Below are 16,006 nucleotides of genomic sequence, written 5' to 3'. Positions count from 1 at the left end.
CGACGATGAACCAAGCCAAGGCTTATTGAATTAGACGGAACAGATTGAGACACTTGACTACTCGTCAGTTTTCCTTAGTATCCAAGACGATGGTCACTGGTCCATCGTTGACGAGGCTGACCTGCATATCCGCTCCGAAAAGGCCTGTTTTGACAGGAACATGTTGGGCAAGTTCGGCGTTGAACTGGTCATAGAGTTGGCTAGCTAGCTCTGGCTGTGCTGCTCCTGTGAAAGCTGGGCGATTGCCTTTTTTGGTCTGTGCAAAGAGGGTAAACTGTGAGACAGAAAGAACCTCGCCCTTGATGTCTTGGACGGACCGATTCATTTTGCCTGCCTCGTCAGCAAAAAGTCGCATGTTGGCGATTTTTCGCACAGCGTAGGCGATGTCTGCGGTGGTATCATCTGGAGCAATCCCAACCAACAGGAGCAGACCTTGCCCGATAGCTGCTCTGCTATGTCCCTCAATCGCCACCGAAGCAGTTGCCACGCGTTGAATAACAATTTTCATGTCCCCTCCTTAACCGTTGGTTCGTTTGACGGAGTAGACGTCTGGCACCATCTTGATTTTATCTGCCACAGTAGTTAGGGTGGCAAGGTTTGGAATGCCAAACTTGATATGAACGTTGACGAACTTCATGTCCTTGGTCGGCTGGGCGTTAACCGCCATCAGAGTCTTGGTGGCATTGTTGAGAATTTGCAGGATATCGTTGAGAATGCCTGGGCGATTGAAGCCGTAGATGTCAATGTCAGCCACATAGTCCTTGCTGGTATTGGTGTCGTCCCATTCCACCTCAATCAGGCGCTCTTCATACCCCTCCTGTCCCTTGATGTTGTTGCAGTCGGAGCGATGGATGGCAACGCCACGCCCTTTGGTGATATAACCCTCAATAATATCACCTGGCACGGGATTACAGCACTTGGCGATCCGCATAAGGAGACCTGATGCGCCTTGGATGATGACACCGTTCTCGCTCTTGACCTTTAGGACGTCACGTTTGGTTTCATGCTTGACTTCGCCGCCCTTGACCAGCTCCTCAGCTTCAGCTCTGGCTCTGGCTTTTTCTTCCTCACGGCGCTCTTTTTCGGTCAATTTATTAAAAACAGCGACAGCTGAAATTTCTCCAAAACCAACAGCAGCATAGAGGGTCTCCTCGTTACGATAGTTGAGCCGTGGCAAAATCTCATCAATATGCTTTTTATCCAGGTATTTATTGGGCACATAGCCGTTGTCCTGCAAGGTGGTCACCAGCATCTCGCGCCCTTTGTTGATGGATTGTTCCTTATCTTGGTTTTTGAAAAACTGCCTAATCTTGTTTCTGGCCTTGTTGGTTTTGACCATCTTTAGCCAGTCGCGACTAGGACCAAAGGAACTCTTATTGGTGACAATCTCGACCACGTCACCTGTTTTTAATTTATGGGTCAAGGGCACCATTTTCCCATTGACCTTAGCCCCGATGGCTTTTTCTCCAACTTCTGTGTGAATATCGTAGGCAAAGTCAATGGGACCAGAGTCCTTAGGCAGTTCACGCACCGCCCCATTTGGCGTGTAGACATAGATGCGCTCCGAGAAGATGTCTTCTTTGACAAAATCAACAAATTCCTTGGCATCACTGGCCTGACTTTGAAATTCGGATAATTGCTTAATCCAGTTGATGCCGATAGCGGTTTCTTTGGTGTCGACCTTGTTGGTCATCCCTTTTTTATAGGCCCAGTGGGCAGCAACCCCGTACTCCGCCACGCGGTGCATTTCCTTGGTTCGGATTTGCACTTCAATAGGACCCGTCGGCCCATAAACTGTTGTATGGATGGACTGGTAACCATTGGCCTTGGGCGCAGCCACATAATCCTTAAACCGACCCGGCATAGGCCGCCAGAGTTCATGAATATAGCCTAGCATGGCGTAGACATCGCTGGTCGTCTCCATCAAACACCGGATGGCAATCAGGTCAAAAATCTGATCAAACCGCTTTTTCTTGTCATGCATCTTGCGGTAGATGGAGTAGATGTGTTTTGGGCGCCCATAGATTTTGCCTTGAAGCCCTTGTTCGCTGGTGTAGTCTTGGATTTTTTGGACGATTTGCTCGACCTGCTCTTCACGCTCCTTGCGTTTCTCGTTCATCAGGTGCTTGATTTTGTAAAATTCTGGCTCGTTAAGGTAGCGAAAAGCCAAATCTTCCAACTCCCACTTGATGCGACTAATCCCCAAACGATGAGCAAGCGGAGCGTAAATTTCCATGGTTTCTCGGGAAATCCGCTCCTGCTTATCTGGTCTCAAGTGTTTAAGGGTCTTCATATTATGCAAACGGTCTGCCAACTTGACCAAAATCACTCGCAAGTCTTTTGACATGGCAATCAACATCTTACGGTGGTTTTCTGCCAGTTGCTCCTCGTGAGATTTGTACTCAACCTTACCTAGCTTGGTGACGCCATCAACGATGGTAGCAACCTCCTGACCGAACTGCTCTGCCATGTCCTCAAGGGTAATGTCAGTGTCCTCGACCACATCGTGGAGGAAACCGCAGGCAACGGTGACGGCATCCAACTTGAGGTCCGCTAAAATGCCAGCCACTTCGATAGGGTGGTTATAGTAAGGCTCTCCAGATTGGCGGAACTGCCCGTCATGAGCTTTTTCCCCGTACCGATAGGCTTTTTCGACCAAAGCAATCTCCTCTGGTCCCATATAGGTCTTAATTTGATTAAGGACACTTTGTCCTTTGTTATCCTTGTTTGCCATCACGCACCCTCTCTCTTTCTAAACGTTGTTCTTGTTCGTAAATCAGCTGTCCGATAACTGCTGCCAAATCATCCAGCTGATAAGCCCTTGCCAGAGGGAGATAGACCGTTCTTGTCTCCTCAAGTTTCTCTGCTTGCTCAGGTTTTTCATGCCTGATAGGGTTTGTAGGTTGTGGATACGGTCAGCCAGTTTAACAATTAGCACCCGTTTGTCGACATCTGTTGCCTGTTTAATCTTGTCGATGGTGCAGGTCTTACAGCAACTGAACTTCGTCACTCCATCAACGATAAAGGCCACCTCATCACCAAAGTTCTGACGAATCTGTGCCAACGTATAGTCCGTGTCTTCAACCACATCATGAAGCAGGGCTGCCACTACCGTCACCGCATCATGTTCTTTATCCGCTAAAAAACAAGCCACTGCCAGGAGTGACTAAAATAAGCCGTCACCCCATCATCTCGTGTCTGTTTGACATGTGCCTCATTGCTGATATGCAGTGCCAACAAGACCTTGCCGACTTCCCAAAAATTGAGATAAGTGTTAACCTGCTTCAACAAATAAACTTCTTTGTGGTGGTTTAGCACAATTACTCCTCTTTCAAACTTGTTTTTCCTTCTATTTTACCTGTTTCTCAAAAAAAGTGCAAAGACTTGACCGATTTTTAATGCTAACCCTAAAACTTCTAACAAGGCTTTAAAATCCGTCAATATTCTGTTTTCAACCGTTATCAATTAAACATATTGCCAATTTTATCTTATTCGTGTATAATAATCTTACCGTTTTTGAAAAGGAGATTGAAAATGTCTAAATACTACCGCACAAAAACTGCTGTGCTTTTAGCTACTCTTTTAGCTACTGCCAGCACAAGCCTTGTCAAGGCTGGGGAAAATCAGCCAACAAACCCTGAACAGAACAATACGGTTAATGCAACGCTAAATCAACCATCAACACAGACGGATGATCAAGCAGCAGCTTCATCAACCAGCACCGCTCCTCAAAATGCAGAAACAGCTGCTGCCGCAACGAACGGTGAGGAGTTTATCGCACCAGTTGAAGGGCAAACTGTTGATGTTCGCATCCTGTCTACGACTGACCTCCACACCAACTTAGTCAACTATGACTACTACCAAGATAAGCCATCTCAAAACCTTGGATTAGCTAAAACCGCTGTGCTTATTGAGGAAGCCAAAGCAGAGAATAGCAACGTTGTTCTTGTTGATAACGGTGACACCATCCAAGGAACACCGCTGGGGACTTATAAGTCTACCGTTGACCCTATCGAAGCTGGCGAGCAACACCCAATGTACAAGGCGCTAACTGCTCTTGGTTTTGACGCCGGAACACTTGGGAACCACGAGTTCAACTATGGTTTAGATTATTTGGACAAGGTTGTAGCGACTGCTGGTATGCCTCTGGTAAACGCTAATGTCCTAGACGCACAAACCCACCAGCCACTCTATGACACGCACAAGATTCTCACCAAAACGTTCACAGACAAACAAGGAAATCCTGTTAGCTTAAACATTGGTATCACAGGCATCACACCGCCTCAAATCCTCAACTGGGACAAATCTCACTTGGAGGGCAAGGTCATCGTTCGTGACGCTGTTGAAGCTCTGGAAGAACTTGTTCCAAAAATCAGGCAAGCAGGCGCTGATATTGTACTGGTACTCTCCCATTCAGGTATCGGTGATGATGTCTATGACAAGGGAGAAGAAAATGTTGGCTATCAAATCGCAGGCATTTCTGGGGTTGATGCCGTTGTGACAGGGCATTCTCACGCAGAGTTCCCAGCAGGAGGCAAGGGGTTCTACAGCCGTTATCCTGGTGTCGATGACGTTAACGGTTTAATTAACGGCACTCCAGTTACCATGGCAGGTAAATATGGTGACCACCTCGGTGTCATCGACCTCAACCTCACCTACACTAATGGCAAATGGCAAACAAATACTGCCAAAGGCGCTATTCGGAAAATCGACACCAAATCGGAAAATGTTAACGCACAAATCTTAGCTATTGCCAAGGAAGCACACGAGGGAACAGTCGGCTATGTTCGCCAACAAGTTGGCACAACAACAGCACCGATTACAAGCTATTTCGCCTTGGTCAAAGATGACCCATCTATCCAAATCGTTAATAACGCCCAAATTTGGTATGCTAAACAAGAGCTGGCAGGAACACTAGAAGCTAATCTCCCAATTTTATCTGCCGCAGCCCCATTCAAAGCTGGAGGTCGGAATTTTAGTGATGTGACCAATTACACTGATATCCCTGCTGGTCCTATCGCTATCAAAAACGTGGCTGATCTCTACCTCTATGACAACGTGACTGCTATCTTAAAATTGACAGGCGCTGATATTAAAGAATGGCTAGAGATGTCAGCTGGGCAGTTCAACCAGATTGACCCAAGCAGCAAAGACCCTCAATACCTTGTCAACGCAGGCTATCGCACTTATAACTTTGATGTAATTGATGGATTGACCTATCGCTATGACATCACACAACCAGCCAAATACGACCGCAACGGTAAGCTGATTAATGCAGATGCTAGTCGTCTCCGTGATGTCTCTTATCAAGGACAACCGCTAGATGAGCAGCAAGAATTTATCGTGGTGACCAACAACTACCGTGCTAACGGCAACTTCCCTGGCGTGGTCAAGGCAACCCTCAATAAACTGCTCAATTTAGAGAATCGCCAAGCCATTATCAACTACATCATTTCTGAAAAGACAATCAACCCATCGGCTGATAATAACTGGGGCTTTACCGACAGCATCAAAGGGCTGGATGTTCGCTTCCTCTCTGCCGATAGTGCTAAAAACCTAGTGACTAATGCCAAGGACATTACTTATCTCAATCCAGCCGATAAGAATGACGGCTTTGGTGAATTCCGTCTGGTTTATATCGAACCAAAACCACAGCCAAAACCAAATCAGGAACAAGAGGCTAATAATCCATCTATTCCTGACAACAAGCGGCAACTGGATGACATCGAGCGACAAGAGATTCGTGCGATTGTTACCAAGGCCTTTAATGCACCTCAAGCACAGGCAACCCAAACAAGCACCTCTGCTCAGCAATTACCAAAAACAGGCGATAGCAACACCGCCTTGCTAAGCTTGTTAGGGGTACAGATTTTGGGAAGCCTTGGCCTACTAGCCCGCCGGCCTAAGCAGGACTAAGAACTCGTAAAAACGACAAGAAGATTCTTTCTTGCCGTTTTTATGTTATACTATTTTAGTAGGAGGTTAGGGGCATGACAAAGCCGATTTTACTGAAATTTCTGCGTGAGCTCTTGCTGGGATATTGTTTGCTGTCTCTGGTTGCTCTGGGAATTATACTTGTGCATGGTGAGCCTAGTTTTCACTTCAATCGACCACTGGGCGGTGGAATTTGGATGATAGCTATCCTCAGGCATCTCCCTTATAAGGGCTGGGGTAAGTTTTGGCTTGGACTTGGGGTGCCAATTTTAGTTGCTTGGCTATGGCTTGCCTTTTTTCCACAGGGGCTGATGGTCTCGCGTGTTCAGCTTATCGGGCTTAGTCTAGCTTATCTAGTAGCTGGTGGACTCTGTCATGTTTACTTGCAGAAAGGAAGAAAAAATAATGACTAAACGAATTGCCTTAATAATCGCTCGTGAGGGTTTTTCTGGGAACGTCTCTATCACTCTGTCTCATCGCCCTCTTGATGGTCGCCAGAGGAGACGAGAGTTATTTACTGCGTTTCTTGTTCAGTACAATTTTCTTGGTAACAGCTGCTTTCAGACATAGCACCTATACAAACTGGAAAAAATTAGGGCTAATCATTTTACCCATTATGGCTTTAGAATTTATCTGGTTTTCCTTGACCTCTGGCTTAGTCATGACCTTGGGACAGGTGCTTCTATACGGTCTGGTACTGGCTGGTCTAGGGCTGCTCTGTCACTGGGGTCTTCGGACGAACTCCTAAGGGTAAGAGCCCTATCTCTGGTCTCACAGGCTCGGTAGAAGTCCCTCTAGTCACTAATCACTCGTTTCAAGAAACTGGACTTATCGTCCATCTGCTCTGCTATTTTCCCAAAAAGAAAGGATACCTATGACAACTATCGACTACATCACACAACTGACCGCTATCCCATCGCCGACAGGGTTTACGCGCCACATCATGTACTGGGTGCAAACCGAGGTCGAGGGGATGGGCTATGCAGCAACTCGAACACCAAAGGACGGGCTGCTCGTCACCATCAAGGGGGCAAATAATGACAAGCACCGCCTCTTGACGGCTCACCTCGACACGTTAGGCGCTATGGTACGGGCCATCAAACCTGACGGTCGCCTGAAAATAGCCCTAGTCGGTGGCTTTACCTACAACGCTATCGAGGGTGAAAACTGTACCATTCATGTGGCGAAAACTGGTCGTCAAATATCAGGTACAATCCTGCTCCACCAGACCAGTGTCCATGTCTATCGTGACGCTGGTAAGCTGGAACGTCAGCAGGACAACATGGAAATTCGACTGGACGAGAAGGCGAGAACGGCTGAGGAGACACGGGCTCTTGGTATTGAGGTGGGTGATTTTATTTCTTTCGATCCACGAACGGTGGTGACAGAGACCGGCTTTATCAAGTCCCGCCATCTGGATGACAAGGTTTCCGCAGCCATTCTTCTCAATTTGCTCAAGACCTACAAGGCTGAACAAGTTGAATTGCCTTATACGACGCATGTTTACTTCTCCTCTTTTGAGGAGGTGGGGCACGGGGCCAACTCAAGCATTCCTGCGAAGACCATCGAGTACATCGCTGTTGATATGGGCGCCATGGGAGATGACCAGCAGACGGACGAATACACGGTCTCTATCTGTGTCAAAGACGCGTCAGGACCTTATCATTACGGGCTGCGCCAGCATTTGGTTGCCCTTGCTGAAAAGGAACAAATTCCCTATAAGCTGGATATCTACCCCTACTACGGTTCGGATGCTTCGGCAGCCATGTCCGCAGGGGCTGAGGTCCGTCACGGGCTTCTAGGAGCTGGTATCGAGTCCAGCCATGCTTACGAGCGTACCCACACCGATTCTATCCAAGCTACCGAACGACTGGTTGATGCCTATCTCAAGAGTGAGATGATTGATTAACATTGCTCAGCCTGCCACTCGATTATCTGACAAAAAAGGATAATCTAATGACCCCTCTTATCCTCATTCGAGGCAACGCTGGTAGTGGAAAAACCACGCTAGCAACCGCCCTCCAACAGCAACTGGGCGAAAATACCCTGCTCCTCTCTCAAGATCTCCTTCGCCGCACCATGCTAAATGCCAAGGACGGCACAAACACGCCGACTATCCCACTCCTCATGAGCTTGCTGGACACAGGCAAAACACTTTGTGACACCATTATCATCGAGGGGATATTTCGCTCCGACTGGTATGCACCAGTCTTTGATAAGATAGCTGAGCAGTTTTCTGACCAACTCCACGCTTATTACTACGATTTACCTTTTGAGGAGACTCTCCGCAGGCACCAGACCCGAGCCAAAGCAGCTGAATTTGGTGAAGAAGCCCTTCGCCGCTGGTGGGTCGACAAGGACTACCTCCCCCAGATACCTGAAACCCTGCTCCCACAAAACCTAAGTTTAGAGGAGGCTGTTCAACTCGTCTTAGCAGAGGTGGCGACAACATCGATTTAGTCATCTGATTGTCTCATCAATTAAGGAAAAAAATGAAACTATTAAAATCAATACTCGCTTTTATTAGCTTTATGGGCTTAGGATTTGTCGGTGGCTGGCTGATTTCAGGTTTTTTACCGACAAGCCGTCAGACCATTGATGTCCCTGCCAGTCAAGGATGGCTACTATTGCCGCTAACAATCATCTGCTTTTTACTGGCTGGTATCTTACAAATTGCCATTCATGAGGCTGGGCATGTCTTTTTTGGTTGGCTGACAGGTTATCGCTTCCTCAGTTATCGCCTGCTCAATCTCCACTGGCAGCGTATTGATGGCAAACTAAAACTCTTTCGCCATAGTCTCGCTGGAACTGCTGGGCAGGCTTTGATGACACCACCTCAACCTGTTGAGGGCAAAATCCCCTATGTCCTCTATAATCTCGGTGGAGGCTTGGCCAACCTCATCACCTTGCCACTCTGCTATGGTCTGACTTATTTCCTTCCTCAATTTGCTCTACTTTGGGACACGCTAGCTTTCTTTGGGTTAATCGGTGCCCTGACAAACTTGATCCCACTGGGCAAGACGTTTCCCAACGATGGCTATAACATCTACTCGATTGCCAAGCACCCGAAAGTCTCGCTCTACTTTTATGCTCAACTGGCCGTTCATGCCAAGATGGCACAAGGCGTGCCCTATCAGGACATGCCAAAAGATCTCTTTCTCATCCCAGAAAAAGAAGACATCACAAATCCCATCATTTTTAGCGCCAGCCTGAACTGGGTCAATCGTCTGATGGCTCTGAATCAGTTTGAGGAGGCACGAGATTATCTGAACAGCTTGGCTATTGCCCAACAGCCCCTCTCTCAGATTTATCAGGTTCTAGGGAAAATCACGCTGAGCTATCTGGAGCTGCTCTGTCAACAGGAGACCCGTGTGTCTTTTGACAAAGAGGAGTGGAAGCTGATTGGCGCTCTGAGCAAATCCCAGCCGATGGTCACCGTCTTTGCCTGTGCCTACCATTCCTTAGTTACTGGCAATGATAAAAAGGCGGAGCAGGCCTTAGCGCAGTTTACTAAACTGGCAAAAACCTACCCCTATCCTGTCGACTATGCCGATGAAGCATCGCGCTAACAACGATTTCAGGCACTAAAGGAAACAAGATAAAAATTCAGCGAACAAATCGCTGAATTTTTTTAGTCTACATAAAGTTTTGATTTATTACTCAACCAGCTATACAGGAGACCGATTAAAATCCCTCCACCGACATAGTTGCCCAGAGCTGCAAAGAGGAAGTTAGATAAGACGCTAAGAACAGTCATCCCCTCAATACCACTTCCAAAAGAGAAGAACGACAAGGAAAAGAGAGAGAAGTTAGCGATCACGTGCTCGTAGCCTAAGAAGGCAAAGATAAAGATAATGAAAATCAGAGCAATCACACGTCCTGCATCATCCTTCATTCGCATAGAAACGAAAACAGCAATATTAACAACCATATTGGCGAAAATACCTTCTACAAACTGGGTCAGGGGAGTTTCTGCCAACTTGGCCACTGCCGCCTCGATTAAATAACTATCGGCTTCCACATGCCCCGCTTGAAATGGTGTGGTCAGAGATAAGAGAAAAGTGATAACAACCGCACCAACAAAGTTAAAGAAGATACAGGTAGCTAGAATTTTGAGGGCCGTTTTGAATGGAATCACCTTACGATGGACAGCTGAGGTCATGTACATCATGTTGGATGTCCCTAGCTCTGCATTCATATAGAGAATCATAACCAAACACCAGCCAAACATCAAGGCATAGCTAAATTTCCCGAGACCGTCAACGATATGATTGAGCTTGTCCGCTGTATAAGCTGAAATGGCCAGACCAATTGCCAAGTAAACACTTGCCATAATCGCACGAACGGCGTAGCCCCAGAAATTGGTCTCAATCAAATCAGCCTTTTTCTTAATGCTTTTGTCAATGTTATAAATCAGTGTATCCTGATGTTCTGCCATATTACAGCCCTCGTTTTCTTTATCATTTTTTTCACAATACCTAGTATAGCAAAAATTATGCCAAATAGTAAGCCTTTTTAGCAGAAAAAGAAGAAATTATACTGAAAGCGATTCGCTAAACCATCACGAGAGAAAAATAGGACTTGCTAAGAGAAAATTATTTAGCCTGAGTTTCTAAGCCCTGTCGCAATGCCATTGATGGTCGTATGGATCTGCTTGAGCGCTGTCTCATCCAGCCCCCCTCGTCGGAGACGTTTAATCAACTCGATTTGGACATAATTGAGGACATTGAAGTAAGGGAGGCGGTAGTCTAAACTCGCCTTGAGGAAGGGCAAATCTTCCAACAATTCCTCATGCTGCTCAATCGCTAAAATCATGTCCTTGGTCAACTGCCACTCGTCCAAAATCAGATTGAAGACCTCACGCACCTCAGGAGACTCACACATCTGAGCATACTGGAAGGCGATGTTCATGTTGGATTTGGATAAAACCATGTCAACATTTGACAACAGTGAGTTAAAGAAGGGCCATTTTTGATACATGTCTTGCAGTTTAGACAGATGGCTAGGGTCTTTGTCAATAAAGCGTTTAAAGCTAGAACCAACCCCATACCAACCTGGCAACATGACTCGGTTCTGTGACCAAGAAAAGACCCAAGGAATAGCACGCAAGCCAGAAATATCAGTGATGGTCTTACGCGCCGCAGGACGAGACCCGATATTGAGGCTTGAAACCTCACGAATCGGACTAGCCGCAAAGAAATACTCGTAAAAATGCTCATGTCCAAACACCAAATCACGATAGCTATCGTAACTGTCTGTCACAATCTCGTCCATCGTATCACGGTAATTGTCAATCTGTGTTTCATCCGTAATCATCTGCGTCACCATACGATTCAAGGTCGCAGACAGTAACATTTCCAGGTTGTAGTAGGCAGTGTCTTTATTGCCGTACTTATTGCCGATCACTTCACCTTGCTCAGTGACCCGAATACGATCTTTTATCGACCCAAAGGGTTGTGAGGTGATGGCATCATAGGATGGTCCACCGCCACGACCAACAGTTCCACCGCGACCGTGGAAGAAGGTGATAGCAACCCCGTGAGCATCTCCAATTTGAGTCAGTTCATTTTGCGCCTTGTAGAGCGTCCAACCTGAGGCAAGATAGCCACCATCCTTGTTGGAATCAGAGTAGCCCAACATGATTTCTTGATAGCCCTTGTTTCCTGCAATCCAAGTCTTAGCCACATCTAGGGACAGGTAACGTCGCATGATGTCGCCAGCATTGTCCAAATCCTCGATGGTTTCAAAAAGCGGTACAATCTGAATACGGGCAAAAGCCTTATCGACCAAACCAACTTCTTTTAACAGCACAGCAAGTTCTAGCAAATCCGAGACGCTTTCTGAGTGCGAAATGATGTGTTGTTTAATAATGTCCTCACCCATCTTATCTTTGAGCTCGCGAGCTGTTTGGTAGATGGCTAGTTCCGAAATGAGTAGGTCAGACTTTTCTTGATTGGTCGCAGACAAAAGACGCGGATCGTGTTCCAACTGATAAAGCAAGACCCGACATTTATCCTCCTCAGACAGAGCGGTATAGTCTGACTCGATATTGGCCGAGCGGAGCAGCTCTGCTACGCATGCTTCATTGATTGATGAGTCTTGACGCATATCGATGGAGGCGAGATAAAAGCCAAAAATCTCCACAGCCTGCAAAAGTTCTGAAAAGTCACCGTCTACAAGGGTTACTCCCCCGTGAGCCTGCAGCGATTCTTTCAAAATCACTAAGTCTCGCTGAAAGGCATCAGACGTCTCATAACGCGGCGACGCCTCTCCCTGGTCTAACAAGTAAGCAAGAGTATTGACCAACTTTTTCTCAATATAGGTCAAGGCACGACGGTAAAGTTCTTTTTCACGGAACTCTGATGAGTCTGTCGACAGCTCTGCCATGGCCTGCAAGACGGCGGAAGCCCCCACGTAGTTCGTTGACAGTGAGAAAATTTTGTAAAGGCTGGCGATTTTATCCAAATAATAGTTTAAAATTACCTCGGCTTGTGTTGTGGCAGACAAGCGAAGCGTATCAGCTGTCACAAACGGATTGCCATCACGATCCCCGCCGAGCCACATCCCCATCGTGATCGGCTTAGGGTTATCCAGTTCAATGCCTCTATCAGCTGCCAGTGCCTTGTACTGCCCCACCAGACTAGTGATGGCTTGAATCAATGATTGGTTGTAGTACTCCGTTACATTGCTGATTTCGTTTTTAACCTTGAGCTTTTTCTCTCGGATAATGTCTGACTGCATGATCAGCTCGATATGGCGACGAAGATCAGCTAGCCACTTGTCTTGGTTGACCAAACCTGCTTTGACATCGCGATATTTTCGTAATAACAGATGAATCTGATTGGTCAACCCCAGCATGGTACGACGCTGTACCTGAGTTGGATGTGCTGTTAAAACTGGAACAACATTGACCTGCTCTAAAATCCGTTTGGCATCGTGGTCTGAGGCAACAGCGTCCAAAGTCAGCGACAGTTTCCCCAGATAATCCTGATTGGTATTATTTTGGTAATTGACCTCATAAGCTAAGTCGACATCCTCTGAAATATTGATCAGTAAGGGCAAAATCGAAAAATAACGGGACACAATTTCCATCTGCTGGGTGTCCAAACTAGCCACCTCGGCCTCCAAACCTTGGTAGGCTTGCCGGCGAGACAAGTCTGTCAGGCGTTCAATCACCTCAAACTGCTCATCACCAATCATTCGGCGTGTCACATCCTCCAGCAGTTGCTGCAAAATGGCGACTTCCTCCTGAACAGCAGCCTTATTGTTATTACTTTCGAGTTTCTTGATGGTCATCCGTCGCCTCACTTTCTTGGTTTTGGACATGGCAGAGCTTGCCACTAAGTCTTTTCATTTTACCATATTTTTAGGAAAAAGAGTAGAACTGGGGAAATGATGGATTTTTTGCTATAATAGTCAATGACTAACGATAAAGGAGACAACACAAATGAAACAACGTGCCCGTTCAGAATTTCCAGAAAATGAACTCTGGGACTTAACCGCTCTCTACAAAGACCGCGAAGATTTTCTAAACGCGATGGAAAAGACCTTAGAGGACATCAGCCTCTTTAGCCGCAACCATCAACACTTGCAAACGGTTGACGAGTTCACCGCTGCTCTGATGGAACTGGAGCAGATTTATATCGCCATCAGCCATATCAGCGCTTATGCCTTCATGCCTCAGACAACGGATTATGGGGCAGAAGAGTTCGCTCAACTTGCAGCAGCAGGTGGCGAGTTCATGACCAAGGCACGGGTTGCCTTATCCTTCTTTGATACAGCCCTTATGTCCGCTGAGCTGTCAGTCCTAGACGAGCTAGAGAAAAACCCTCAGTTCAGCTCAGCCATTCGCCAAGCAAAACTCCAGAAAAAACATGCTCTAACCCCTGAAGTGGAAAAGGCACTAGCCAATCTGCGCGAGGTTTTTGCTGCCCCTCATGACATCTATACGAAGATGCGGGCAGGCGACTATGCTATGGAAAGTTTCGAGGTTGATGGGAAAACCTATGAGAACGGTTTTGTGCTTTATGAAAACTTTTATCAGAACCATGACAATGCCGAGGTGCGTGAAAAAGCCTTCCGCTCCTTCTCAGAGGGTCTTCGCAAGCACCAACATGCTGCTGCAGCAGCCTATCTTGCTCAAGTAAAATCCGAAAAACTCGTGGCAGATATGCGTGGCTATGACAGTGTCTTTGATTACCTGCTAGCTGGTCAGGAAGTTGATCGTCAACTGTTTGACCGCCAGATTGACCTGATTATGAATGACTTTGGGCCGGTAGCACAAAAATACCTCAAACATGTCGCTAAGGTTAATGGCTTAGAGAAGATGACCTTTGCAGATTGGAAACTCGACCTTGATAGCGCCCTCAACCCTGAGGTATCTATTGACGACACCTACGATTTAGTGATGAAAGCCTGCGCTCCTTTGACAGAAGAATACACCCGCGAAATCACTCGTTATCAAGAAGAACGCTGGGTTGACTTCGCTGCCAATACCGGTAAGGAATCTGGAGGTTACGCCAACGACCCTTACCGTGTCCATCCTTATATCCTGATGAGTTGGACTGGTCGGATGAGTGATGTCTACACCCTGATTCACGAAATCGGTCACGCTGGTCAGTTTATCTTCTCAGATAACCACCAAAGTTACTTTAACGCTCATATGTCAACTTACTTTGTCGAAGCCCCATCGACGCTTAACGAGCTGTTGCTCAGCGATTATTTGGAAAATCAATTAGATGACCCTCGTCAAAAACGCTTTGCCCTTGCTCACCGCCTAACTGACACTTACTTCCATAACTTTATCACCCATCTTCTTGAGGCAGCTTTCCAACGTCGAGTTTACACCTTGATTGAAGAGGGCAAGACGTTCGGGGCAGAACAGCTGAATGCCATTATGAAAGAGGTCCTAAGCCAGTTCTGGGGAGATGCTATTGACATTGACGATGACGCAGCGCTCACTTGGATGCGTCAAAGCCACTACTACATGGGCTTGTACAGCTATACTTATTCAGCTGGACTTGTCATTTCAACCGCTGGCTACCTCAATATCAAAAACAACCCAAATGGTGCCAAGCAATGGTTGGACTTGCTCAAATCAGGGGGTAGCCAAACACCACTCGACTCCGCCCTGATTATTGGTGCTGATATTTCTACAGATAAACCATTGCGCGACACCATCGCCTTCCTAGACGAGACTGTTGAGCAGATTATGGCTTATTCAGCCCTATTAGGTCAAAGCTAAGCTGATTGTCTCCGAGGCACCGTTTCACAGCCTTAGACACCCCAGTAAACAAAAGAGGCTCANGGCACCGTTTCACAGCCTTAGACACCCCAGTAAACAAAAGAGGCTCATTGTCAACTGTAGTGGGTTGACCAATTTAACACCGAGAGAGGACAGTTCTTGTCTTCTCTCGTTTTATGTTTATGGCAATGAAAATGCGAGTTTTGTCTTTTCAAAGTTTCTGAAACCAAAGGCGTTGCGTTTAATGACCTTGATAAGGTTGTTTGTCGCCTCTAGTTTAGCGTTTGAGTAGGGCAGTTACAGGGCATTGACAATCTTGTCACTGTCTTTCAAAAAGGTTCTAAAAACTGTATGAAAGACAGGATTAACGCTGGAAATCGTCTCCTCGATCAGCCCAAAAATCTGTTCGGCTTGCTTCTCCTGGAAATGAAACAGCAGCAGTTGATAAAGCTCGTAATGCTCTTTCAGTTCTTGCGAATAGCCGAGCAGTTTAGTGACAACCTCCTGATTAGTCAAGTGCCTGCGAAAAGTTGGGCGATAAAAGCGTTTATCGCTGAGCTTTCGACTGTCTTGTTGTATCAATTTCCAGTAGCGCTTTAGGGCTCTGTATTCGTGGGAATTTCGATCAAACTAGTTCATTACTTGGATGCGTAGCCTGTTCATGGCCCTGCTCATATGCTGGACAATGTGGAAGCGGTCCAGCACAATCTTAGCATTAGGAAATAACTGTTTGGCCAGTTGGTAGTAAGGGCTAAACATGTCCATGGTGATGACCTTAACACGGTTCCTGACGTCTCTCGGATAGCGCAGAAAGTGGTTGCGAATGGT

General features: G+C 46.7%; 13 protein-coding genes and 1 pseudogene (1 of these 14 running past the window's edge). 7 read left to right on the top strand and 7 right to left on the bottom strand.

Annotated elements, in window-relative coordinates; all coding sequences use genetic code 11:
* Positions 1-64: 64 nt before the first annotated feature.
* From dtd to ACERC7_RS03510, 4 genes are read right to left on the bottom strand one after another with little or no spacing between them, the layout of a single operon-like run.
* Complete coding sequence (gene dtd, locus ACERC7_RS03525) at positions 65-508, bottom strand: D-aminoacyl-tRNA deacylase (RefSeq protein ID WP_373666161.1); 444 nt, start codon at positions 506-508, stop codon at positions 65-67.
* Between the two features lie 9 nt (positions 509-517).
* Positions 518-2,734 (bottom strand): bifunctional (p)ppGpp synthetase/guanosine-3',5'-bis(diphosphate) 3'-pyrophosphohydrolase, encoded by a 2,217-nt coding sequence (locus ACERC7_RS03520; protein WP_373666160.1) that lies wholly within the window; start codon positions 2,732-2,734, stop codon positions 518-520.
* Positions 2,735-2,776: 42 nt separating this feature from the next.
* Positions 2,777-3,154: an HD domain-containing protein gene (locus ACERC7_RS03515; protein ID WP_373658492.1), complete on the bottom strand. Its 378-nt coding sequence runs from the start codon at positions 3,152-3,154 to the stop codon at positions 2,777-2,779.
* Positions 3,139-3,318: a hypothetical protein gene (locus ACERC7_RS03510; RefSeq protein ID WP_373658490.1), complete on the bottom strand. Its 180-nt coding sequence runs from the start codon at positions 3,316-3,318 to the stop codon at positions 3,139-3,141. The genes ACERC7_RS03515 and ACERC7_RS03510 overlap by 16 nt, the downstream gene beginning before the upstream one ends.
* Before the next feature lie 216 nt (positions 3,319-3,534).
* Between ACERC7_RS03510 and ACERC7_RS03505 the strand changes: the two genes are divergently transcribed.
* The 6 genes from ACERC7_RS03505 (at position 3,535) to ACERC7_RS03480 (ending at position 9,503) form a co-directional block, all read left to right on the top strand.
* Positions 3,535-5,916 carry a bifunctional 2',3'-cyclic-nucleotide 2'-phosphodiesterase/3'-nucleotidase gene (locus ACERC7_RS03505; protein ID WP_373666159.1) on the top strand — a complete coding sequence of 794 codons (2,382 nt, stop codon included), beginning with the start codon at positions 3,535-3,537 and terminating at the stop codon, positions 5,914-5,916.
* A gap of 74 nt (positions 5,917-5,990) precedes the next feature.
* Positions 5,991-6,347, top strand: a complete 357-nt coding sequence (locus ACERC7_RS03500) for a hypothetical protein (RefSeq protein WP_373666158.1) — start codon at positions 5,991-5,993, stop codon at positions 6,345-6,347.
* 23 nt (positions 6,348-6,370) lie between these two features.
* A complete protein-coding gene (locus tag ACERC7_RS03495) occupies positions 6,371-6,682 on the top strand; it encodes a hypothetical protein (protein ID WP_373666157.1) in 312 nt (103 codons plus the stop codon).
* Positions 6,683-6,808: 126 nt separating this feature from the next.
* A complete protein-coding gene (locus ACERC7_RS03490) occupies positions 6,809-7,843 on the top strand; it encodes a M42 family metallopeptidase (RefSeq protein ID WP_373666156.1) in 1,035 nt (344 codons plus the stop codon).
* Positions 7,844-7,890: 47 nt separating this feature from the next.
* Positions 7,891-8,394: a kinase gene (locus ACERC7_RS03485; RefSeq protein WP_373658484.1), complete on the top strand. Its 504-nt coding sequence runs from the start codon at positions 7,891-7,893 to the stop codon at positions 8,392-8,394.
* A 32-nt stretch (positions 8,395-8,426) separates the two neighbouring features.
* The gene (locus tag ACERC7_RS03480) at positions 8,427-9,503 is read left to right on the top strand and encodes a hypothetical protein (protein WP_373660155.1); all 1,077 of its coding nucleotides are present in this window, start codon (positions 8,427-8,429) and stop codon (positions 9,501-9,503) included.
* Between the two features lie 62 nt (positions 9,504-9,565).
* On the opposite strand, the gene ACERC7_RS03475 is transcribed toward ACERC7_RS03480, so the two are convergent.
* Together ACERC7_RS03475 and ppc are read right to left on the bottom strand one after the other, a co-directional pair.
* A complete protein-coding gene (locus tag ACERC7_RS03475) occupies positions 9,566-10,372 on the bottom strand; it encodes a formate/nitrite transporter family protein (protein WP_373658482.1) in 807 nt (268 codons plus the stop codon).
* Between the two features lie 161 nt (positions 10,373-10,533).
* Positions 10,534-13,230 carry a phosphoenolpyruvate carboxylase gene (gene ppc, locus ACERC7_RS03470; protein ID WP_373658542.1) on the bottom strand — a complete coding sequence of 899 codons (2,697 nt, stop codon included), beginning with the start codon at positions 13,228-13,230 and terminating at the stop codon, positions 10,534-10,536.
* 151 nt (positions 13,231-13,381) lie between these two features.
* Here ppc and pepF point away from each other — a divergent pair, with 151 nt between their 5' ends.
* Positions 13,382-15,178 (top strand): oligoendopeptidase F, encoded by a 1,797-nt coding sequence (pepF, locus tag ACERC7_RS03465; protein ID WP_373666155.1) that lies wholly within the window; start codon positions 13,382-13,384, stop codon positions 15,176-15,178.
* 136 nt (positions 15,179-15,314) lie between these two features.
* Here the strand turns inward: pepF and ACERC7_RS03460 are convergent.
* Positions 15,315-16,006 (bottom strand): annotated as a pseudogene (locus ACERC7_RS03460) (ISL3 family transposase) (its annotated part continues 323 nt past the right edge of the window); the annotation flags it as partial.

It is taken from the genome of Streptococcus sp. E17BB, assembly GCF_041807725.1.
Taxonomy (GTDB): Bacteria; Bacillota; Bacilli; order Lactobacillales; family Streptococcaceae; genus Streptococcus; species Streptococcus entericus.
This window is presented reverse-complemented; position numbering and strand designations above follow the sequence as displayed.

Excerpts from the sequence above, each read along its gene's own strand:
- dtd (WP_373666161.1), bottom strand. The coding sequence starts at position 508 with ATGAAAATTGTTATTCAACGCGTGGCAACTGCTTCGGTGGCGATTGAG.
- ACERC7_RS03520 (WP_373666160.1), bottom strand. The coding sequence starts at position 2,734 with ATGGCAAACAAGGATAACAAAGGACAAAGTGTCCTTAATCAAATTAAG.
- ACERC7_RS03505 (WP_373666159.1), top strand. The coding sequence starts at position 3,535 with ATGTCTAAATACTACCGCACAAAAACTGCTGTGCTTTTAGCTACTCTT.
- ACERC7_RS03500 (WP_373666158.1), top strand. The coding sequence starts at position 5,991 with ATGACAAAGCCGATTTTACTGAAATTTCTGCGTGAGCTCTTGCTGGGA.
- ACERC7_RS03490 (WP_373666156.1), top strand. The coding sequence starts at position 6,809 with ATGACAACTATCGACTACATCACACAACTGACCGCTATCCCATCGCCG.
- ACERC7_RS03485 (WP_373658484.1), top strand. The coding sequence starts at position 7,891 with ATGACCCCTCTTATCCTCATTCGAGGCAACGCTGGTAGTGGAAAAACC.
- ACERC7_RS03480 (WP_373660155.1), top strand. The coding sequence starts at position 8,427 with ATGAAACTATTAAAATCAATACTCGCTTTTATTAGCTTTATGGGCTTA.
- ACERC7_RS03475 (WP_373658482.1), bottom strand. The coding sequence starts at position 10,372 with ATGGCAGAACATCAGGATACACTGATTTATAACATTGACAAAAGCATT.
- ppc (WP_373658542.1), bottom strand. The coding sequence starts at position 13,230 with ATGACCATCAAGAAACTCGAAAGTAATAACAATAAGGCTGCTGTTCAG.
- pepF (WP_373666155.1), top strand. The coding sequence starts at position 13,382 with ATGAAACAACGTGCCCGTTCAGAATTTCCAGAAAATGAACTCTGGGAC.